14 protein-coding genes are annotated in these 16,997 nt (G+C 60.3%); 7 read left to right on the forward strand and 7 right to left on the reverse strand.

Features of this window, described 5'->3' with window-relative positions:
• Nucleotides 1–241: 241 nt before the first annotated feature.
• The 4 genes from LOX95_RS10390 to LOX95_RS10405 all read left to right on the forward strand — a co-directional run bounded on the left by LOX95_RS10390 (nt 242) and on the right by LOX95_RS10405 (nt 3,315).
• Entirely contained in the window at nt 242–898 is a 657-nt protein-coding gene (locus tag LOX95_RS10390) for a hypothetical protein (RefSeq protein WP_242914419.1), read from the forward strand.
• Nucleotides 899–982: 84 nt separating this feature from the next.
• Nucleotides 983–1,954 (forward strand): cation diffusion facilitator family transporter, encoded by a 972-nt coding sequence (locus tag LOX95_RS10395; protein ID WP_242914420.1) that lies wholly within the window; start codon nt 983–985, stop codon nt 1,952–1,954.
• A gap of 51 nt (nt 1,955–2,005) precedes the next feature.
• Entirely contained in the window at nt 2,006–3,109 is a 1,104-nt protein-coding gene (locus tag LOX95_RS10400) for a CobW family GTP-binding protein (protein ID WP_242914421.1), read from the forward strand.
• Complete coding sequence (locus tag LOX95_RS10405; protein WP_242914422.1) at nt 3,106–3,315, forward strand: DUF2093 domain-containing protein; 210 nt, start codon at nt 3,106–3,108, stop codon at nt 3,313–3,315. Before LOX95_RS10400 ends, LOX95_RS10405 begins: the two co-directional genes overlap by 4 nt.
• An 89-nt stretch (nt 3,316–3,404) precedes the next feature.
• Here the strand turns inward: LOX95_RS10405 and LOX95_RS10410 are convergent, their stop codons facing one another.
• The 3 genes from LOX95_RS10410 to LOX95_RS10420 form a co-directional block, all read right to left on the reverse strand.
• A complete protein-coding gene (locus LOX95_RS10410; protein WP_242914423.1) occupies nt 3,405–4,265 on the reverse strand; it encodes an FkbM family methyltransferase in 861 nt (286 codons plus the stop codon).
• A gap of 290 nt (nt 4,266–4,555) precedes the next feature.
• Nucleotides 4,556–5,548 (reverse strand): class I SAM-dependent methyltransferase, encoded by a 993-nt coding sequence (locus LOX95_RS10415; protein WP_242914424.1) that lies wholly within the window; start codon nt 5,546–5,548, stop codon nt 4,556–4,558.
• Nucleotides 5,549–5,788: 240 nt separating this feature from the next.
• Nucleotides 5,789–6,454, reverse strand: coding sequence for an alpha/beta fold hydrolase (locus tag LOX95_RS10420; protein WP_242914425.1), 666 nt, complete (start codon nt 6,452–6,454; stop codon nt 5,789–5,791).
• Between the two features lie 121 nt (nt 6,455–6,575).
• On the opposite strand from LOX95_RS10420, the gene LOX95_RS10425 reads away from it, so the two are divergent.
• The 3 genes from LOX95_RS10425 to LOX95_RS10435 all read left to right on the forward strand — a co-directional run bounded on the left by LOX95_RS10425 (nt 6,576) and on the right by LOX95_RS10435 (nt 10,258).
• The gene (locus LOX95_RS10425) at nt 6,576–7,535 is read left to right on the forward strand and encodes a WD40 repeat domain-containing protein (protein ID WP_242914426.1); all 960 of its coding nucleotides are present in this window, start codon (nt 6,576–6,578) and stop codon (nt 7,533–7,535) included.
• Nucleotides 7,536–7,558: 23 nt separating this feature from the next.
• Nucleotides 7,559–8,266 (forward strand): monofunctional biosynthetic peptidoglycan transglycosylase, encoded by a 708-nt coding sequence (gene mtgA, locus LOX95_RS10430; RefSeq protein WP_242914427.1) that lies wholly within the window; start codon nt 7,559–7,561, stop codon nt 8,264–8,266.
• A 129-nt stretch (nt 8,267–8,395) separates the two neighbouring features.
• A complete protein-coding gene (locus LOX95_RS10435) occupies nt 8,396–10,258 on the forward strand; it encodes a pilus assembly protein TadG-related protein (RefSeq protein WP_242914428.1) in 1,863 nt (620 codons plus the stop codon).
• A gap of 77 nt (nt 10,259–10,335) precedes the next feature.
• On the opposite strand, the gene LOX95_RS10440 is transcribed toward LOX95_RS10435, so the two are convergent.
• From LOX95_RS10440 to LOX95_RS10455, 4 genes are all read right to left on the reverse strand, one after another.
• The gene (locus tag LOX95_RS10440; RefSeq protein WP_242914843.1) at nt 10,336–11,247 is read right to left on the reverse strand and encodes an isopenicillin N synthase family dioxygenase; all 912 of its coding nucleotides are present in this window, start codon (nt 11,245–11,247) and stop codon (nt 10,336–10,338) included.
• 312 nt (nt 11,248–11,559) lie between these two features.
• Nucleotides 11,560–12,171, reverse strand: coding sequence for a thermonuclease family protein (locus LOX95_RS10445; RefSeq protein WP_242914429.1), 612 nt, complete (start codon nt 12,169–12,171; stop codon nt 11,560–11,562).
• 39 nt (nt 12,172–12,210) lie between these two features.
• Nucleotides 12,211–15,531 (reverse strand): error-prone DNA polymerase, encoded by a 3,321-nt coding sequence (locus tag LOX95_RS10450; RefSeq protein ID WP_242914430.1) that lies wholly within the window; start codon nt 15,529–15,531, stop codon nt 12,211–12,213.
• Nucleotides 15,528–16,991 (reverse strand): Y-family DNA polymerase, encoded by a 1,464-nt coding sequence (locus tag LOX95_RS10455; RefSeq protein WP_242914431.1) that lies wholly within the window; start codon nt 16,989–16,991, stop codon nt 15,528–15,530. Before LOX95_RS10455 ends, LOX95_RS10450 begins: the two co-directional genes overlap by 4 nt.
• Nucleotides 16,992–16,997: the final 6 nt, after the last annotated feature.

A 16,997-nucleotide genomic window follows, 5' to 3' on the forward strand; every position in this document is an offset into this window, starting at 1 on the left:
ACATATACGGAAGGTAGCGAAAGAGTCAACGCCGTAACGGGCGTTAAAGGCCGGAATTCCCCTTTGCAGACGCAGGATGTGGCCTGATTGCACCCTTTCTGCAAGGGGAAGTGGCGCTGGGGCCGGGGTGCCTAGACCATTGGTCTTATATAGAGGGGCTGTGGCCCCGCGCGATGCGTCACGTGAAAATAGCGCGCGAGTGCTGTCGACTGTTACAACATAACAGATTAAGAGGGGGGGGATGAGCACTGCCGATTTCGCCCAGCCCGTTATTATGTCGCTTGTCGGCGGCGGTTTCGTCGCGGCCAGTCTGCATGCTGCCTTGCCCACGCACTGGCTGCCCTTCGTTTTGGTGGGCCGCGCGCAAAGCTGGAGCCTGCGCCGTGTGGCGGCTGTCGCTGTATTGGCCGCTCTGGCCCACGTTCTTACGACGGCGATGATCGGAGCACTGGTCGCGGTTGCGGGCGTGGCGCTCGACCGTTGGCTGCATGGTGTGCTGCCGCACCTGTCGGCGGCGCTACTTTTCCTTTTTGGTGCCTTCTATCTGGCCCGCTATTGGCACCGCACGACGGTGCCGGACTGCAAGGGCTGTGAGCATGACGAGCCCAAGGTTTCCGATCGTGCGGCCTTCTGGGGATTGATGGCGCTGATGGCGGCATCTCCCGGCGAAGTGCTGCTGCCTTTATATCTTACGACAGCGACCCACGGAGTAGGGGTATTTCTAGCTCTGACGGCCGGATTTGCCCTTGGCACCATGGCAGGAATGCTGGTGCTCACCTCTCTGGCGATGGCAGGCTATTCCGTGCTGAGGCTGGAGCGCTGGGCCCGATATGAAGGTGTAGTGCTGGGCGCGTCTCTGATTGTGCTCGGGTTTGTAATGGCCTTCCATCCGGCCTGAGCTGATAAGTTATACATTTACATTCAGATAGTTATGTTATCTGGATGGCTTGACGTGGCGTATTGACGGTTCCAAGTGGAAAGCATGGCACACGATCATTCAGCGCACGCTCACGAGCATGCCCCTTCCGACCACTCCGGTCACGACCACAGCCACGGCCATCACCACCACGACATAGGTGGGCATCATCATGGTCCGACCGATACGGGCGACTGGCGCTATGGTGTGGGTCTGGCCGTCAATCTGTTGTTCGTCATGGTCGAGTTTGGCGCAGGATGGTGGGCCGGTTCATCGGCGCTGATGGCCGATGCGGGGCACAATCTTTCGGACGTGCTGGGTCTGGCCATGGCGGGCGGCGCTGCTTTGCTGGCCCGCAGGGCTGCGGGGCCGCGGCGTACCTATGGATATGGCAAGGCGACCGTGCTGGCAGCGCTGGGTAATGCGCTGCTGCTGATCTTTGCCTGCGGTGCAATCACCTTTGAAGCCATCCACCGCATGACCCAGCCCGCGCCTTTGCAAAGCGGGGTCATTATTGTGGTGGCGGCCATCGGCTTTGTGATCAACCTGGGTACGGCCCTGCTTTTCATGAAGGACCAGCACAAGGACCTGAACGTCAAAGGGGCTTACCTGCACATGATGGCCGATGCGGGTGTGTCGCTGGGCGTCGTGCTGGCGGGCGTCATTATCATGTTCACCGGCTGGTCGATCGTCGATGCCATCGTCAGCCTGCTGATCGTGGCTGTGATCATGGTCTCGACGTGGGGACTGCTGAAGGACTCGGTCAACCTCGCGCTGGATGCTGCCCCCCGACGTCTGGATCCTTCAGATATCCGCCAGCAGTTGCTGGCGCTGGAAGGGGTGAGCGCCATTCACGATCTGCACGTCTGGGGTCTGTCGACGACCGATGCCGCGCTGACCGCACACATTGTGCATGAGCGGGCCGACGCCGATGCCCTGTTGGCCGAGGCGCAAAAGTTGGCGAAGGGCCGTTTCGGTATCGGCCACACCACGCTTCAGCTTGAGCGGACGGCGCTGGACGACTGCAACCATTGCTAAAAGGTCGAGAGGGGTCTTTCCAACGGGGCTGTGACGCGCCATCTAGCGGTCATGACCCAGAAGACCCCTGTCACCGTCCTGACCGGCTACCTCGGTGCCGGCAAAACCACCCTGCTGAACCGCATCCTCACCGAGGATCACGGCAAGCGTTACGCCGTCATCGTCAACGAGTTCGGCGAGATCGGTATCGACAACGACCTGGTGGTCGGTGCCGATGAAGACGTGTTCGAAATGAACAACGGCTGCGTCTGCTGCACGGTGCGCGGGGACCTGATCCGCGTGGTCAACGGACTGATGAAGCGCCAGCGTCCGGGCAAGCCTGCGTTCGACGCCATCATAGTCGAAACGACCGGCCTTGCTGACCCGGGGCCGGTGGCCCAGACCTTCTTCGTCGATGACGAGGTCAAGGCCAAGACCCAGCTGGACAGCGTGACCACGCTGGTGGACGCCAAACACGTCATGGCGCGTCTGGATGACTCCAAAGAAGCCCGCGAGCAGGTGGCCTTTGCCGACCGCATCATCCTGAACAAGGTTGATCTGGTGTCGGAAGCCGAACTGGTCGCCGTCGAGAAGCGCCTGCGCGGTCTGAACCCTCTGGCTCCGATCATCCGCGCCGAGCGTTCGAACGTGCCGCTGGACAAGGTGCTGGGCCTGAACGCCTTTGACCTGAACCGTATTCTGGAAGCCAACCCCAGCTTCGCCAATCCGCCGCACGGCGAGGACGGCCACGTCCACGACGAGCGCTGTGGCCATCATGACCATGATCACCATCACGATCATGACCATGTCCACGACGAGAACTGCGGACATGGCGAGCACTGCGACCACGATCATCATGCCCGCGGCCACAACCACCATGACGACATTAAGGGCTATTCCTTCTCGCTGGACCGCCCGCTGAACGGCGCAAAGTTCACGGCATGGCTGGATAAGCTACTGGGCGAGCAGGGCCAGAACATCCTGCGCGCCAAGGGCATCATCGATGTCGCCGGTGAAGGCCGCCGTCTGGTCTTCCAGGCCGTGCACATGATCCTCGAAGGTGACCTGCAGGAGCCGTGGGGCGAGAACGAGCGTCGATGGAGCCGCGCAGTCTTTATCGGTCGCGACCTGAACGAAGCCGAGCTTAAGGCTGGCTTCGAGGCCTGTGCCGCGTGAGCGGCGAACGCAATCGTGTCGAAGCCAAGCTGGTCTTTCGACCGGGTGACTTCGATGTCGTGAAGTCGGGCGACCATGTGCGCTGTGCCGTGACGGGCGAGCCGATCACTGTGGATGCGCTGACCTATTGGTATAGCGAGTTGCAGGAAGCCTATTCGGCCCCCGAGCACCTGATCGCGCGTTTACGAGAGCTCAAGCGCATCTAGGCGCTTTTGATCGAACCGATGAAAAAACGGCCATCGCTTCTCGCGGTGGCCGTTTTTGCTTCCGTAAAGGATACGCTTCGAAGGCGCGCTTACAGGTAGCGCAACTCGAAATCGTTTTCGCGGGCGTGGCGCTCTACATCGGGATTATGGATGTAGATGGTGTTGTCCGGCTTCTTGCCCCAACGTTCGATGTTATTCGGGTCGAACTGGTGCAGGGCGTTGCCCGTCCATTGCCATGGGCTGTAGTTCAGCATCTGGAAGAAATCGATATATTCCGGAGTGTGAGTATTCTCGGCCAGAATAACAGGGCGATTGGTCAAAATAGTCTTCAATAGACCATTGAGCGTCAGTAGTTCGGCACCCTCTACATCGATCTTGATGATGTCCGGGCGAAGATCGACGGAATCGCCTTGGAAGAAGGCCAAGCGCTCTTTGAAGATGGCGATGTCGCGACCGTGGCGGTTGTTGGCAAACCAATCGGCACCCCAACCGGTACGGTAGAGATCCCGCTGCGTCGTTGCCAACGGCGTGATCAGCAGCCTGTCCACGACCGGCGTGTACAAATCCAGGAAGGCGTTGGCGTCCGACAGCCCGAATGGATAGGTGCGCACCTTGGGCAGATTGGCCGTATAGGCCGTCAAAATCCGGTAGCACACAGGATTGGGCTCAAAAGAAATGATCGGCGTGTGATCATTCAGCAGTCGATACGAGTTAATCGACTGCCCGCAGTTGGCACCAATATCCACGAACTGTTTGGCATTCTGGAATTTGGCGAGAAAATAGAAGTCTTCGTCGTGAACTTTGTTGCGATCTTCTTCACGCAAAAGAAGCGGTTGTTCCATTGGCCTGACAGGATCAACGATGCCGCCCCATTCCTTCATCATGTGGGTTGGCTCGTTCCAGGAGCATAGCGTCTCCCAGTCAACGAATTCCGCGATCTCGTGGTCCATCTAAAGCTCTTATTGTTCCGTTTGAATATCTTTACACTAGATTTAATAGCGATAATTCAAACAAGGTAAGTAGAGGAGTCGTACGGATAATTGTCTCCGAATTGACTCGAATGTAGCTGAAGACGTGTTCGATTCAATAATTCAAATTATGGCGATATTTACATCGTTATATCCAGCAATATGTATATCGTTGTAATTCATAATTGAATATCGTTATTTACAATTCAAATTATACTATAGAAAACGGATATTTCTGCGAAATTTAAAGCAAAGCTAAACGGAAACGGGCTTTATTCCAGCCAAGGATTTGGAGCAAAGGTCGCCAACTGGTCCATCAGGAAACGTTCGCGGCGGCTTTGGATGCGCGAGTACTCCCAAGCCTTCAGATGCATGTCCTGATGCCGTTCCAGCAGTTTGCTACCAGCCGGTGTCATGACGATCACAAGCTCTTCGCCATAGCGGTCCATCGGCTCGTTCCTCAGGTACTGCGCGCTGAGGGTGTCCTGCTTGAGAGCCCGCGAAATCGGGCCGCTCTGGTCGATGTCAATCGGCGCGGTGGTGACGTACAGAAGTTCATAGCCGCAGGTGCTGGCCAGTGCCTGCGCCGAGCCTGGCGAGAACAGGTGCACGTGTTCGGGATAGCCGTACCAGATATAGTGGGAATGGCCGTAAACCAGTGGGAACAGTGCAGCCGAGTTCGGCAGGAACGATATGACCAGTCCGTCCGGGCTGATGACTTGGCGCAACTCCCGCAGGAATGCGAACGGATCGGTGAAGTGCTCCAGCGCATGGTAGGAGTAGACTGCGCTGCACTCGTCCGGTTGTTCAGCGAGAAACTCTTGGGCGGGACGGGCGTGGATGTCGAGATTGCCCCGAGCCCGGCCCTGTTCTACTGCGGTTCGGTTCAACTCGGTGCCGGACGCTTTATAGCCGAGGTCTTTCAGGGCTTGGACGGTGCCGCCAAAGGCGCATCCGAACTCGTGCACATGGGCATCGGGAGCAATCCCGAAGGCGTTCAGGATATCGACAACGCGACGTGAGCGCTCATGCGTTTTAGAGGCGTTGTAGTCACCCTCCACATTGTACCAAGTCTTGGAAACTTCAGGATATTCTACGTTGTAGAAGTGATCCAGAACGTCTGACGGCGGATCGTCAAAACGGATATAGGCGCAGCAGGGGCAACGTTTCGATTGGTGGAATACACCCTTGTACTCGCGACCGAGCGGATAGGTGGCTTGAACACTGGGGATCAGAAGCGAGGGATCGGAGATTGCACAGGGCATATCTCGCTCGAGCCTTTGGTACGCATTCGATGTCATACGTGCGTCGTCCCTGTATTGGTAGAATTTGACTATCTATACTTATGTAAATGAACCACCGATTTAGTACGTAGGACACTATGTGTACTTGTTTGTCGAATTGACAGTTAGAAAATGTTACTTACATCAATTAAGTATCAGCGAATTTTATGTAACTGCTCTGAATTATCAGGTTGAATCGCCGAAATTTATGTAAATCTTGCTTTAGGTTGTCGTGTTTTTAGCCAGCCACGATTTCATTAGCGATAACAACGCTCGCGGCTGTTCTAACGGGATCATATGCCCGGAACCTTGCACACTGGCCCGATCAGCGCCGCGAATGCCGTACTGTAGCTCGTCTTGCTCTTCTTCGGATCGCAACATGTCGGCGTCCGCGGAAATAATCAGCGTCGGGACCGTGATTTTGGATAGCTGATCTATATCGCCCGAACGGGCCAGAGCCGACTGTCGGTGGAATACATGCCCGCCCAGTCTCAGTCCCATATCCCGCACCCGCGCCAGCATTTGCGCATCGTCTTTCAAATCAGGATGTAGCGAAGACTGGATGGCAGGGCGGCTGAGCCCTTTGAAACGCTCCGGCGGAGATTTGAGAGCACTTCTGCGCTGACGGATCATCTCTTCGGTGTCACCCCGCGCCGAGGTGGCAATCAACATCAGGCTCTCGACCTTTTCAGGTACAAGGCGGGCAATCTCGCGCGCGACATACCCGCCCATCGAAAAACCGGCCAAATGAAAGCGCTCGGGAAGTCGGGGCAGGAGCGCCGTGGCCATCTCCTCGATGGTTTCTCCCTCGCGCAAGGCCAGCGGGATCACAGGTCCAAAATCTTCGAGCGGAGCGATCAGATCGTCCCACAAGGTTTCGTCGGCCATGAAGCCCGAGATCAGCACAACAGCCATAAGCCTGCTCCCATTCTGCCCTTTCCCTATAGGCGCGCCCGTCCGGCGCGGCTATGAGCAGGGACACGACTGTTTACGCCTCCCAGAGACACCGATGAACTTCTCTTTCGACGCCCAGATCACCGCCGCCCTGTTCGACAAAACACAGGCCGTGTTCGCCTTGGGTGACGGATCCGTCCGTTTCGAGGATGGTGCCCGAAACGAAGTGCATGACGGAGCTGTCCTGTGCGCTTGCGTCCACCCTTCGGGGGACGGCATCGTCACCGGCGGCGATGACGGAAAAATCGTCTGGAGCCGTCCGGGCGAGGCGATCCTGCTGGCCGAGGGGAAGGGCTGGATCGACTCCATCGCTGCCAGCGCGGAATCGGGCCTGATCGCATTTTCTGCGGGGCGCACGCTTTCGGTCATCGACAGTAAAGATGCAGTCTTCCGCCGCGACTTTCAGCACGAGCGTACTGTCTCGGGCGTGGCGTTCGACCCCAAGGGCCGCCGAGTTGCCACCTCGACCTATGGCGGGGCGTGGTTGTGGTATGCGCGCATCGAGCAGCAGCAACCCGTAAAGCTTCAGTGGGCGGGCTCGCACCTGTCGGTAGGGTTCTCACCGGACGGTGCCTTTGTCGTCACCTCGATGCAGGACAACCAACTGCACGGCTGGCGTCTGAAGGACCAGCGCAACATGCGCATGGGGGGCTATCCGGCCAAGATCAAATCCTTCTCCTTTCTGTCCAAGGGCCAGCTGATGGCGACGTCGGGCGCACAGGGTGTGGTGCTGTGGCCGTTTATCGGCTCCAACGGCCCTATGGGGCGCGAGGCGACCGAGATCGGCTATGACGAGACGACCCTGATCTCGATGGTCGCCTCGGTGCCGGAGCAGGGCCGCCTGGTGGCCGGTCTGGAAGATGGCCGCGTATGGTGGGCCGATCCGGCAGGCCGCGGGCTGGACTTCATCAAAAAGGACAAGGGCGCGCCGATCACCGCACTGGCAATGAGCCGTGGTGCCGCGCGCATGGCATGGGCAGACGAAGACGGTAACGCGGGCGTTCACGCCTTTTAAGCTGTCGAGCAAGGGATCGGGGAATGGCGAGTGCAAAAGGACGCAAGCGCAGGCCGCTGTTAAAGCTGTTCCTGTTCATTCTGGCATTCCCGTTCCTGCAAGTAGCGCTGTTCCGGTTCGTACCGCCCCCGCCGACCATTTTGATGATCGAGCAAGCGATCAAGGGGAACGGGCTGGACTATCGCTGGCGCTCGCTGGATGACCTGTCTCCCTATCTTGTGACAGCCGCGATCTCGGCAGAAGACGCGCGTTTCTGCTTGCATAAAGGTTTCGATTTCGAAGCCATCCAGAAAGCGATGAAGGCCAATGAAAAGGCCGAAGCCCGTGGATCCAGCAAAATGCGTGGCGGCTCTACCATCACCCAGCAAACCGCCAAAAACGTGTTTCTGTGGCCTGGGCGCTCCTATGTCCGCAAGGCTCTTGAGGCCGGATACTCGGTGTTGATCGAATACGGCTGGGGCAAGAAGCGGATTATGGAAGTCTATCTGAACGTCGCCGAGTTCGCGCCGGGCGTTTATGGCGCAGAGGCAGCTGCGCAGCATTGGTTCGGCAAGAGCGCTAAGACCCTCAGCCGCACCGAAGCTGCGCGACTGGTGGCCGTTTTGCCAAGCCCGCGTCGCTATAACGCTGCCTCGCCGGGGCCCTACGTCCAGCGTCGCACGGGCCGTATTCAGGCCAATGCCGGTCAAGTACGCGCACAGGGGCTCAACCAGTGTGTAATCGGCAAATAGGCGTGTAGAACGCCCGACGGTATCTAATTGTCATTAACCGTGACTGTTGATCCAAAATAACCCATTTGTCATTCAAAGTGCCCTATTCTATCGGAAAGCGACGGGGACTGTCCGGTGTCAGGGATTGATATGAAAAGCATTACTCGGGCCGCAGCTCGACTATTGAGCGGGTTTGCACGCTCGCAGCGCGGCAATGTGGCTTTGATTGCAGGTATCGCCTTGCCGGTCCTGCTCATGATCTCGGCCGGCGCGATCGACCTGCACCATGCGGCCAAGGTGAAGAGCGAGCTTCAGGACGCACTCGATGCTGCGACACTGGCGGCAGCGCGCTCGAACTATACGGCGGCTGGGGATATCCAGCGCGTTGGCATGGCATCGATCCGCGCGAACATGCCGCAGTATTTCAAAGACAATCCGGGCGACGTCGCGACCTTCACCCTGGGCTCGCGCTATCAGGTTCAGGCGACTGCCACCGTGCAGGTCAAGACCATCATCGCCAACGTTTTCCTTCCGCCCTACGGCAAACTGTTCGACGACTATCTGCCGATGACCGCGTCGTCGGACGTTCTGCGGGCCTCGCGAAACGTGGAAGTCGCGATGGCGCTCGATATTACCGGCTCAATGGACGGTTATATGAACGACCTGAAGTCTGCTGCCAAAGAGCTGGTGGGCATCGTCGTTCAGGGTGACCAGACGCTTTATACGACGCGGGTGGCGCTGGTGCCTTATGCGCGGGGTGTAAACGTGGGCAGCTATGCCGAAGCCTTCCGTGGCCCGCTTAAAGGCTCAACCTCGATTACGGGGGCCAGCTGGGCCGCTGCCGCCAAGGAGATCTCCAATTCCAGCAACGGCACCTTTACCGCCAGCTCGCATGGCCTGGCCGTGGGTGATGCTGTGTATGTTTACGGGTTCAGCTCCTCGAGCATCAATCGGACCATCCAGACCGTCAGTCAGGTCCCAACCTCGAGCACATTCAAACTGACGGGTCTCAGCAGTTCCTATTCGGCTGCAAGCGGAACGCGCCGCTACTTGCGTAAATGCGTTGATCCACAATGCCGGATGCTGGTGACATCGTCCGGACATGGCCTGATTAATGGCGGACTGGTGAAGGTGTCCGGTGTGCAGGGCATGACCCAGTTGAACGGCTATCAGACTGTCACGCCCATCAACACCAACACCTTTGCAGTTGCGATAGACCGCAACAATCCGCCGGCGGACTACGTGCGATACGGCACGGTCCAATGCGGCTGGGACGGTTGCCAGCAGCGCGTCTTCTATAACAAGTCGAACGTTCTGACCGAACTGCCGGCTACAGACTGCATCAGCGAGCGTCCGCGCGGCAGTTCCGATCCTACAGACAAGGCTCCCGGAACCAACGCCTGGCTGGGCCGCTCATACCTGCCCAGCGGCCAGACCTGCCAGCCGGGTCGCTATCTGCCGCTGACCAATGTGCTCACGGGCACGAATGGCCTAAATACGGTCATCGACAGCTATCAGCCATTGGGTGCGACCGCTGGCCAGACCGGCATCGAAATGGCTTGGTACAGCATCTCGCCGAACTTCGGCTCGGTCCTGCCGACCGCCAGCCGTCCCAACCCGTTCAACACCGCCGAGACCATCAAGGCCGTCATCCTGATGACCGACGGCGAATTCAACACTCCCTATTGCGAGGGTGTTGTGTCCAAGGATGCAGGTTCGGGCTCGATTGGCACCGACTATCAAATCAACTGCCCTTCGACCAACGGGGACGTGTTCACCCAGTCCGTGGAGGTCTGCAGGGCCATGAAGAAACAGGGCATCGTTGTCTATACGATCGGTTTCAACCTTGGCACCAGCAAGGGCAAAACGGGCATCGACACTGCCTATGAGGTCATGGAAGCCTGCGCCACGGACCCGAAGGAGAACTTCTTCCCTGCGGCGACCGGCACGGATTTGAAAGAAGCCTTCAAACAGATCGGTCGTGACATTACCCGTCTGCGGATCGCCCGCTAAGCGAGACGGCAAGGATAAAAAAAGGGGCCGGACGAGTGATCGTCCGGCCCCTTCATTTTGTCGGCTATTCGCGACGATTAGATCAGTTTGATCTCGCGCAGACGCTCGGTGAGGAAGTCCTCGGCCAGAATGGTCTTGCCGGCATAACGGTCCGGATTTTCCGGGGTGATCGTCGACGGCAGGGTCTCGATCGGGAAGTCCGGGTTGAAGTGCAGGAAGAAGGGGGTCGAATAGCGGGCAAAGCCCCGACGTTCCGGTGCCGGGTTGACCACGCGGTGGGTGGTCGACGGCAGGACGTGGTTGACCAGACGCTGCAGCATGTCACCGATATTGATCACCAGCGCACCCGGAGGCGGTGCGATGTCCAGCCACTCGCCGTCGGCATCCTTCAGTTGAAGGCCGGCCTCTTCGGCACCCAGCAGCAGGGTGATGACGTTGATGTCTTCGTGGGCACCCGCACGCACGCCCTCGGCATCAGCCGGGATCGGCGGATAGTGCAGCAGGCGCAGGATCGAGTTGCCGAGTTGAACCTTGTTCTCGAAGAAGTTGTCTTCCAGCTTCAGGTAGCGGGCGATGGCCTTCAGGATGCGGGCACCCAGTTGGTCCAGCGCCGAGAACATGCCGTACACGTTCTCTTTGAAAGTCGGGATTTCGGTCGGCCACACATTGTCACGCATGTACTTTTTGTACTCGTGACCTTCCGGCAGTTCGCGGCCGGTGTGCCAGAATTCCTTCAGGTCGCGGACGGCCGCGCCCTTGGCAGTTTCGACGCCGAACGGGGTCAAGCCGCGTGCACCGCCGGTACCCGGCTGGTGGTACTGGCGCTTGGTTTCTTCATCCAGGGCGAAGAAGGCCTTGGCGTCGGCAATAGCGGCGTCGATGACGGCTTGGTCCAGACCGTGGTCCGAAACAACAGCAAAGCCGTAACGCGCGAACGATGCACCCAGCTCGTCCGAGAAGCCTTGGAAGTCGGCGTCATAGCGGGTCATGGAGACCGGCTTGATAGCCTTGCTGTTCGAGCCCTCAGCGGACTGTGCGGTGATGGTGGTCACTTGAATGCCTCAAGTTGGTGGGTCTGGGAAACTTTCTACCGTGTACCGGCAAAAAATGGCAGTCGCGCGCCCATAGAGCAGGGTTTGCATTCTGCTTTCGTCTATCAATACCGTTGATCGTGGTGTGCGGGATACAGCGGCCCTGCCATTTCAGGGCAAATCATGCCCGCACATGCCAGAGCCGGTTGATAGCCACGATAACGGCAAGCTCTAAATAGGCGCGCAGGGCCGCAGTCGCCTTGAGCAGGATCAATCCTGACGCAGCGAGCCTATGCGGCGTTTGTCGCGGCAGATGCGGGTTTCATTGTCAAAGCGCTCCCACAACTCGGCGGCACCGGTTTCGACCATGTAGCAGTTCACCTCGACGCGCGCGGCTGTCCAGCAGATGGCCGTGACGCGGTCGTAGCTCTGGCCGGTGGTCATGCAGTCCAGCATCTTTCCGGCCACCAGTTGGCTCAGGATAAGGGTGGCCTGATCGGCGCTGGTTTGCGAACAGGGGTGACCGGGCGAGCAGCTGTTGTCGCGCTCGCGCGCGGAAATGGCATGCAACCTTACCCGCGTTCCGTCCTGACAGCGCAGGGTATCCCCGTCGTTGATCTTGACCACGCGGCATTTGAAGTCGGCTTCGCTGGCGGCCTGTTCAGCGGTTGGCGGAAAGATACCGGGGGCTACACTGGTGGCGACGCTTTTGGCCCCTTCGGTAACGTTGTCAGGCAGGGCGATTTTGTCGCTGCGCATCACGATGACGCAAACGATGATGACGACCACGACCAATATGCCCAGCAGGATATTCAGGCGATCCGATCCGCGAGGCGGAGGGCTGTAATGGTGGTGTGCAGGGGGGCGGCGGCGAGAGGACATAGGCTGTTGTCGGTCGAGTCGGTAAAAAGGAGCAATCGGTCAGTGGAAGTCGCGCGAGCCGGGCAATAGGCGCACATTGCGTGGATGCTGGGGGTGAACGAACTCGTCGGCCCCTGATAGCTGCAGAACCGGTTCGTGATCTTCGGACAGGCGGTTCAGTTCGGGTGTGCGGTCCACCAGATGGGTGACCATAAGGTGGGTGACGCCCTCGATGCTTTTCTCGACCGTGCCGACGGCTTCCAACAGGCGTGCGGACATGACCACGCGGCGATAGGTCTCGAACGTCCGCTCCCACAGCACAAGGTTGGTCACGCCCGTCTCGTCTTCCAGCGTGATGAAAATGGCCTTGCCGTTGCCGGGCCGCTGTCTCACCAGCACCACGCCCGCCGTGCGTACACGCGAGCCGGAACGTTTGGCCTCGACGCCTTTGCACGGCAGCATTCCTTCCTTGGCAAAGACAGGCCGTAGGATTTGTATCGGGTGGGCCTTTAGGGACAGGCGCGTGGTCTGGTAGTCGGCGGCGACATGCTCGCCCTGTCCCATCTTCGGCAGATTGGCGTCTGCTTCCTCGCCCAGTTCGCGGGCATTGGCGGCGGCAAACAGCGGCAGGGGATCATCGTCGGGCAGGCGGCGCACGGCCCACAGCGCTTCGCGCCGGTCCATGCCCAGTGAGCCGAAGGCATCCGCATCGGCCAGCTTTCTCATTGCCGCCGCCGACAGACCTGTCCGCCGCATAAGGGGCTCCAGTCCGGTAAAGGCTTCGATGCGGGCGGTGGTCAGGGCCTCGGCCCAGTCCTGACGGAAGCCGTCGATGTTGCGCATCCCCAGCCGCAGCGCCAGCGCATCGGGCGGCCCTTCCAGCGTATTGTCCCAGCGGGAATGGTTCACATCGATGGGGCGCACCTCCACCCCATGTTCGCGGGCATCGCGCACGATCTGGGCAGGAGCATAGAAACCCATCGGCTGGCTGTTCAACAGGGCGCAGGCGAAGGCTGCGGGATGGCGGCATTTGATATAGCTGGAGACATAGACCAGCTTGGCGAAACTGGCCGAATGGCTCTCGGGAAAGCCGTAGGAGCCAAAGCCCTTGATCTGTTCAAAGCAGCGCTGGGCGAAGTCGGGGTTATAGCCGCGCTCGATCATACGCCCGACCATGCGCGTCTCGTAGTTGCCGAGCGTGCCGTCGCCGCGGAACGTGCCCATGGCCTTGCGCAGGCCATTGGCCTCCTGCTCGCTGAAATTGCCGGCGACCATGGCGACCTTCATCGCCTGTTCCTGAAACAGCGGCACGCCCAGCGTCTTGCCGAGGATTTTCTTCAGTTCGTCCGGATCATGCGGCGGGGCAGGGCTGGCGTATTCCACCGCCTCCAAGCCATGACGGCGGCGAAGGTAAGGGTGGACCATGTCGCCCTGAATGGGACCGGGGCGCACGATGGCAACCTGAATAACGAGATCATAGAAGGTGCGCGGGCGCAGTCGCGGCAGCATGTTGATCTGGGCGCGGCTTTCCACCTGAAACACGCCGATGGAATCGCCACGGCACAGCATGTCGTAAACGTCGGCCTGTTCTGTCGGGACCGTGGCCAGTTCCAGCGCCTCGCCCTCGTGCTGGCGGATCAGTTCGAACGCCTTGCGGATACAGGTCAGCATCCCCAGCGCCAGCACATCGACCTTCATCAGGCCCAAGGCTTCGATGTCGTCCTTGTCCCATTCGATGAAGGTGCGCTCGGCCATGGCGGCATTACCGATGGGCACAACCTCGTCCAACCGCCCGTTGGTCAGGACAAATCCGCCGACATGCTGGCTCAGGTGGCGCGGATAGCCGATCAGCCGCTCGGCCATGTCCACGGCACGGCGGATCATGGGATTGTGCGGATCCAGCCCTGCCTCGGCGATGCGGTTGTCTGCGATCTCCTTGCCCCAGCTTCCCCATTGGGTGCCGGCGAGGCGCGCGGTGACATCCTCGGTCAGACCTAAGGCCTTGCCGACTTCGCGGATGGCGCTGCGCGGACGATAGCAGATGACCGTGGCCGCCAGACCTGCCCGCTCGCGGCCATAGCGTTCATAGATGTGCTGTATGATCTCTTCGCGCCGCTCGTGCTCGAAATCGACGTCGATATCGGGCGGCTCGTCGCGGCTGGCGGACATGAAGCGCTCGAACAGGACGTCGTGCTCGGCAGGGTCGACCGAAGTCATGCCCAGCACATAACAGACTGCCGAATTGGCCGCCGATCCACGTCCTTGGCACAGTATGCCTTTCTGGCGGGCCACATGGACGATGTCGTGGATGGTCAGGAAATAGTTGGCCAGATCGCGCTCGCCGATAAAGGCCAGTTCCTTTTCGATCAGGTCGCGCACATGAGCAGGCGCGCCCAGCGGGTAACGCACCGGAAGGTGTTGTTCGACCAGTGCCCTCAGCCAGTCATTGGCGCTCCAGCCCTCGGGCACAGGCTCGTCCGGATATTCGTATTTCAGTTGCCCCAGATCGAACTGACATCGTTCCAGCAGGGTCAGACTCTCGCGCAAAGCCTCGGGGTGATCGCTGAACAGGCGAGCCATTTCGGCAGGCGTTTTCAGATGCCGCTCGCCATTGGCGAGCAGGTGCTGACCTGCGCGCTCGATGCTGACGCCCTCGCGGATACAGGTCAGCACGTCCTGAAGATCGCGCTCGCTGCTGGAGTGATACAGTACATCATTGCATGCCAGCAGCGGGACGCCCGCACGTATTGCCATATCGTGCGAAGCGGCCAGCCGTCTGCGGTCGTGGCCGCGTCGATGCATGGTTGTACCCAGCCATACCGCCCCGTGACGCGCGTCATTCAGTTCGCCCAGCCAGTCGGTCGTTCCGCCCATGGCGATCAGCAATAGCCCCTCGGCATGGGCCATAAGGTCCGCCTTGGTCAGGATGGACTGACCCTTGGTCGCCCGTCGGGCCCCCAGTGTCAGCAGCCGCGTCAATCGCCCCCAGCCCGCCCGATCCTCGGCATAGGCCACCACATCGGACGTGCCGTCTGCGAACACCAGCCGCGCACCGGTCATCAGTTTGAAGTTCTCGGCGGTGGTGCGGATGCGCTCGGCAATACTCTCCTCGGTCTTGCTGTCCACATAGACGACCTCGCCCGGACTGCTGCCCAGACGTATACGCTCGGGCGGGACCCAGCCTTCGTTGCGCAGGGTTTTCAGCGCACTCCACGCCCGCACTACGCCTGCTGCGCTGTTTCGGTCGGCAAGGCCCAGCCCCGCCTGTCCGCACAGCAAGGACGACAGCACCAGATCCTTTGGATGCGACGCGCCGCGCAGGAAGGAAAAGTTGCTGGCGCAAACCGTTTCTGCATAGGCGATGGGCCTTGGGCCCGTCATGCGAACAGCCCGTGGACATACCAGCGCGGGGCGGGCTCTTCGCCATAGTGGCCCGCGCGGAACAACCAATAGCGATGCCCCGTCTCGTCCTCGACGCGGTAGTAATCGCGCACCCGATGACGCGGACGTCGCCACCACTCGCCCTCGATCCGCTCCGGTCCCTCGGCGCGGATGATGCGGCGCGTGACCCGTCGCCAAACAAAGCGGGCGGGCGGGCTGTCGGGGGCGAGGGCGATGGCCTCAATCGGCTGGGGCGGATTGAACAGGGTCATGGGCCGCTCCAACCCGTCGCGCTTTAGCTCGGGCCAGTCGTCGCCTTCATCGGCGCGGGCAGGGTGAAGTGCAGGGCGCAGAACGCAGGCCCGTTCCGGCAGATGCGAGCCTGTCGATTTCACCCGCATCACAGCCTGTGCACCCAGACGGGTAGATAGGCGATCCGTCAGGTCCTCAAGACTCTCACCCCGCCGCGCGGGTTCATCCAGTCGCACCTGCTGGGCCGCCAGTGTGACCAGATCGTCCACCTCCATCCGGAACTGGTCGAGGCCAAAGCCCGGATCGATCGGCGTGTCCAGCGCCTGCAGACGCTCGTGGAACAGCCGCATCAGGGGCGCGACCTGACGCATGGCGCGGCCCGTGCGCACCGTCACTCGCCGCGTCCAGCCATCCAGCCGGAACACTGTCAGGGTAAAGGCGCGCCCGCCCTGGGCAGTTTGCTCCATCTGCTGTTCGGTATCGGCCAGCAGGTCGGCGATAATCCCCTCGACCGGATCAAGGTGCAGGATCGGCTCGGCCAGTCTGCGGTCCGCGACAATGGGGGCGGGCAGACGAACAGGCGTGATGCGGATGTCGATCCGCCCGATGGTCCGGTCCAGCACATGGCAAAAGTCCTCTCCAAAGCGGGCGGCCATGGCGGCGCGAGGGCGGGCGTCGACATCGGCCAACCTTTTCAGCCCCGCCCGTTTCAGCGCGGTGATCTCGCTGGCGGGCCGCTCAAATGCCTCGACAGGAAGTCGTCCGGCGGTGGTGACGATGTCGGCATCGCTCACCGCTCCTTCAGAGCCAAACCGGACCAGAGCGCGGGCGCTGTGCGGAGTGAGTGCAATCGCCAGCCGGACCTGCAAGCGGGCTCGTCCGGCAAGGCGGCGCACAGCGGCCATCATCCCGTCCTCGCCGCCGAACAGGTGGGCGCATCCGGTGATGTCCAGCATCAGTCCGTGCGGATTGTCCCGCGCGACCATGGGCGAGAAACGGCCAAAGCCATCGACCAGCCGCGCCATCAGTTCCTCGTCCGCGCGGGGCTCGCTGGGGACGGTGGTCAGTTCCGGTACCCGTGCATGGGCATCGGCCAGCGTCATACCGGAGGCCAAACCCGCCGCGATGGCGGCACGGTTCACCGCCGTCAGACGCAGGGCATTCGACTGCTTGGCCACACAGGCCAAAGGTACATCGGCATCAGGCACATCGGC

It is taken from the genome of Brevundimonas pishanensis (assembly GCF_022750635.1).
Lineage (GTDB): Bacteria > Pseudomonadota > Alphaproteobacteria > Caulobacterales > Caulobacteraceae > Brevundimonas > Brevundimonas pishanensis.

What these genes read in the sequence shown, in the direction of transcription:
- LOX95_RS10425 (WP_242914426.1), top strand. Translation starts at nt 6,576, where the DNA reads ATGAACTTCTCTTTCGACGCCCAGATCACCGCCGCCCTGTTCGACAAA.
- LOX95_RS10420 (WP_242914425.1), bottom strand. Translation starts at nt 6,454, where the DNA reads ATGGCCGACGAAACCTTGTGGGACGATCTGATCGCTCCGCTCGAAGAT.
- LOX95_RS10400 (WP_242914421.1), top strand. Translation starts at nt 2,006, where the DNA reads ATGACCCAGAAGACCCCTGTCACCGTCCTGACCGGCTACCTCGGTGCC.
- LOX95_RS10440 (WP_242914843.1), bottom strand. Translation starts at nt 11,247, where the DNA reads ATGACCCGCTATGACGCCGACTTCCAAGGCTTCTCGGACGAGCTGGGT.
- LOX95_RS10390 (WP_242914419.1), top strand. Translation starts at nt 242, where the DNA reads ATGAGCACTGCCGATTTCGCCCAGCCCGTTATTATGTCGCTTGTCGGC.
- mtgA (WP_242914427.1), top strand. Translation starts at nt 7,559, where the DNA reads ATGGCGAGTGCAAAAGGACGCAAGCGCAGGCCGCTGTTAAAGCTGTTC.
- LOX95_RS10435 (WP_242914428.1), top strand. Translation starts at nt 8,396, where the DNA reads ATGAAAAGCATTACTCGGGCCGCAGCTCGACTATTGAGCGGGTTTGCA.
- LOX95_RS10445 (WP_242914429.1), bottom strand. Translation starts at nt 12,171, where the DNA reads ATGTCCTCTCGCCGCCGCCCCCCTGCACACCACCATTACAGCCCTCCG.
- LOX95_RS10395 (WP_242914420.1), top strand. Translation starts at nt 983, where the DNA reads ATGGCACACGATCATTCAGCGCACGCTCACGAGCATGCCCCTTCCGAC.
- LOX95_RS10410 (WP_242914423.1), bottom strand. Translation starts at nt 4,265, where the DNA reads ATGGACCACGAGATCGCGGAATTCGTTGACTGGGAGACGCTATGCTCC.
- LOX95_RS10450 (WP_242914430.1), bottom strand. Translation starts at nt 15,531, where the DNA reads ATGACGGGCCCAAGGCCCATCGCCTATGCAGAAACGGTTTGCGCCAGC.
- LOX95_RS10415 (WP_242914424.1), bottom strand. Translation starts at nt 5,548, where the DNA reads ATGCCCTGTGCAATCTCCGATCCCTCGCTTCTGATCCCCAGTGTTCAA.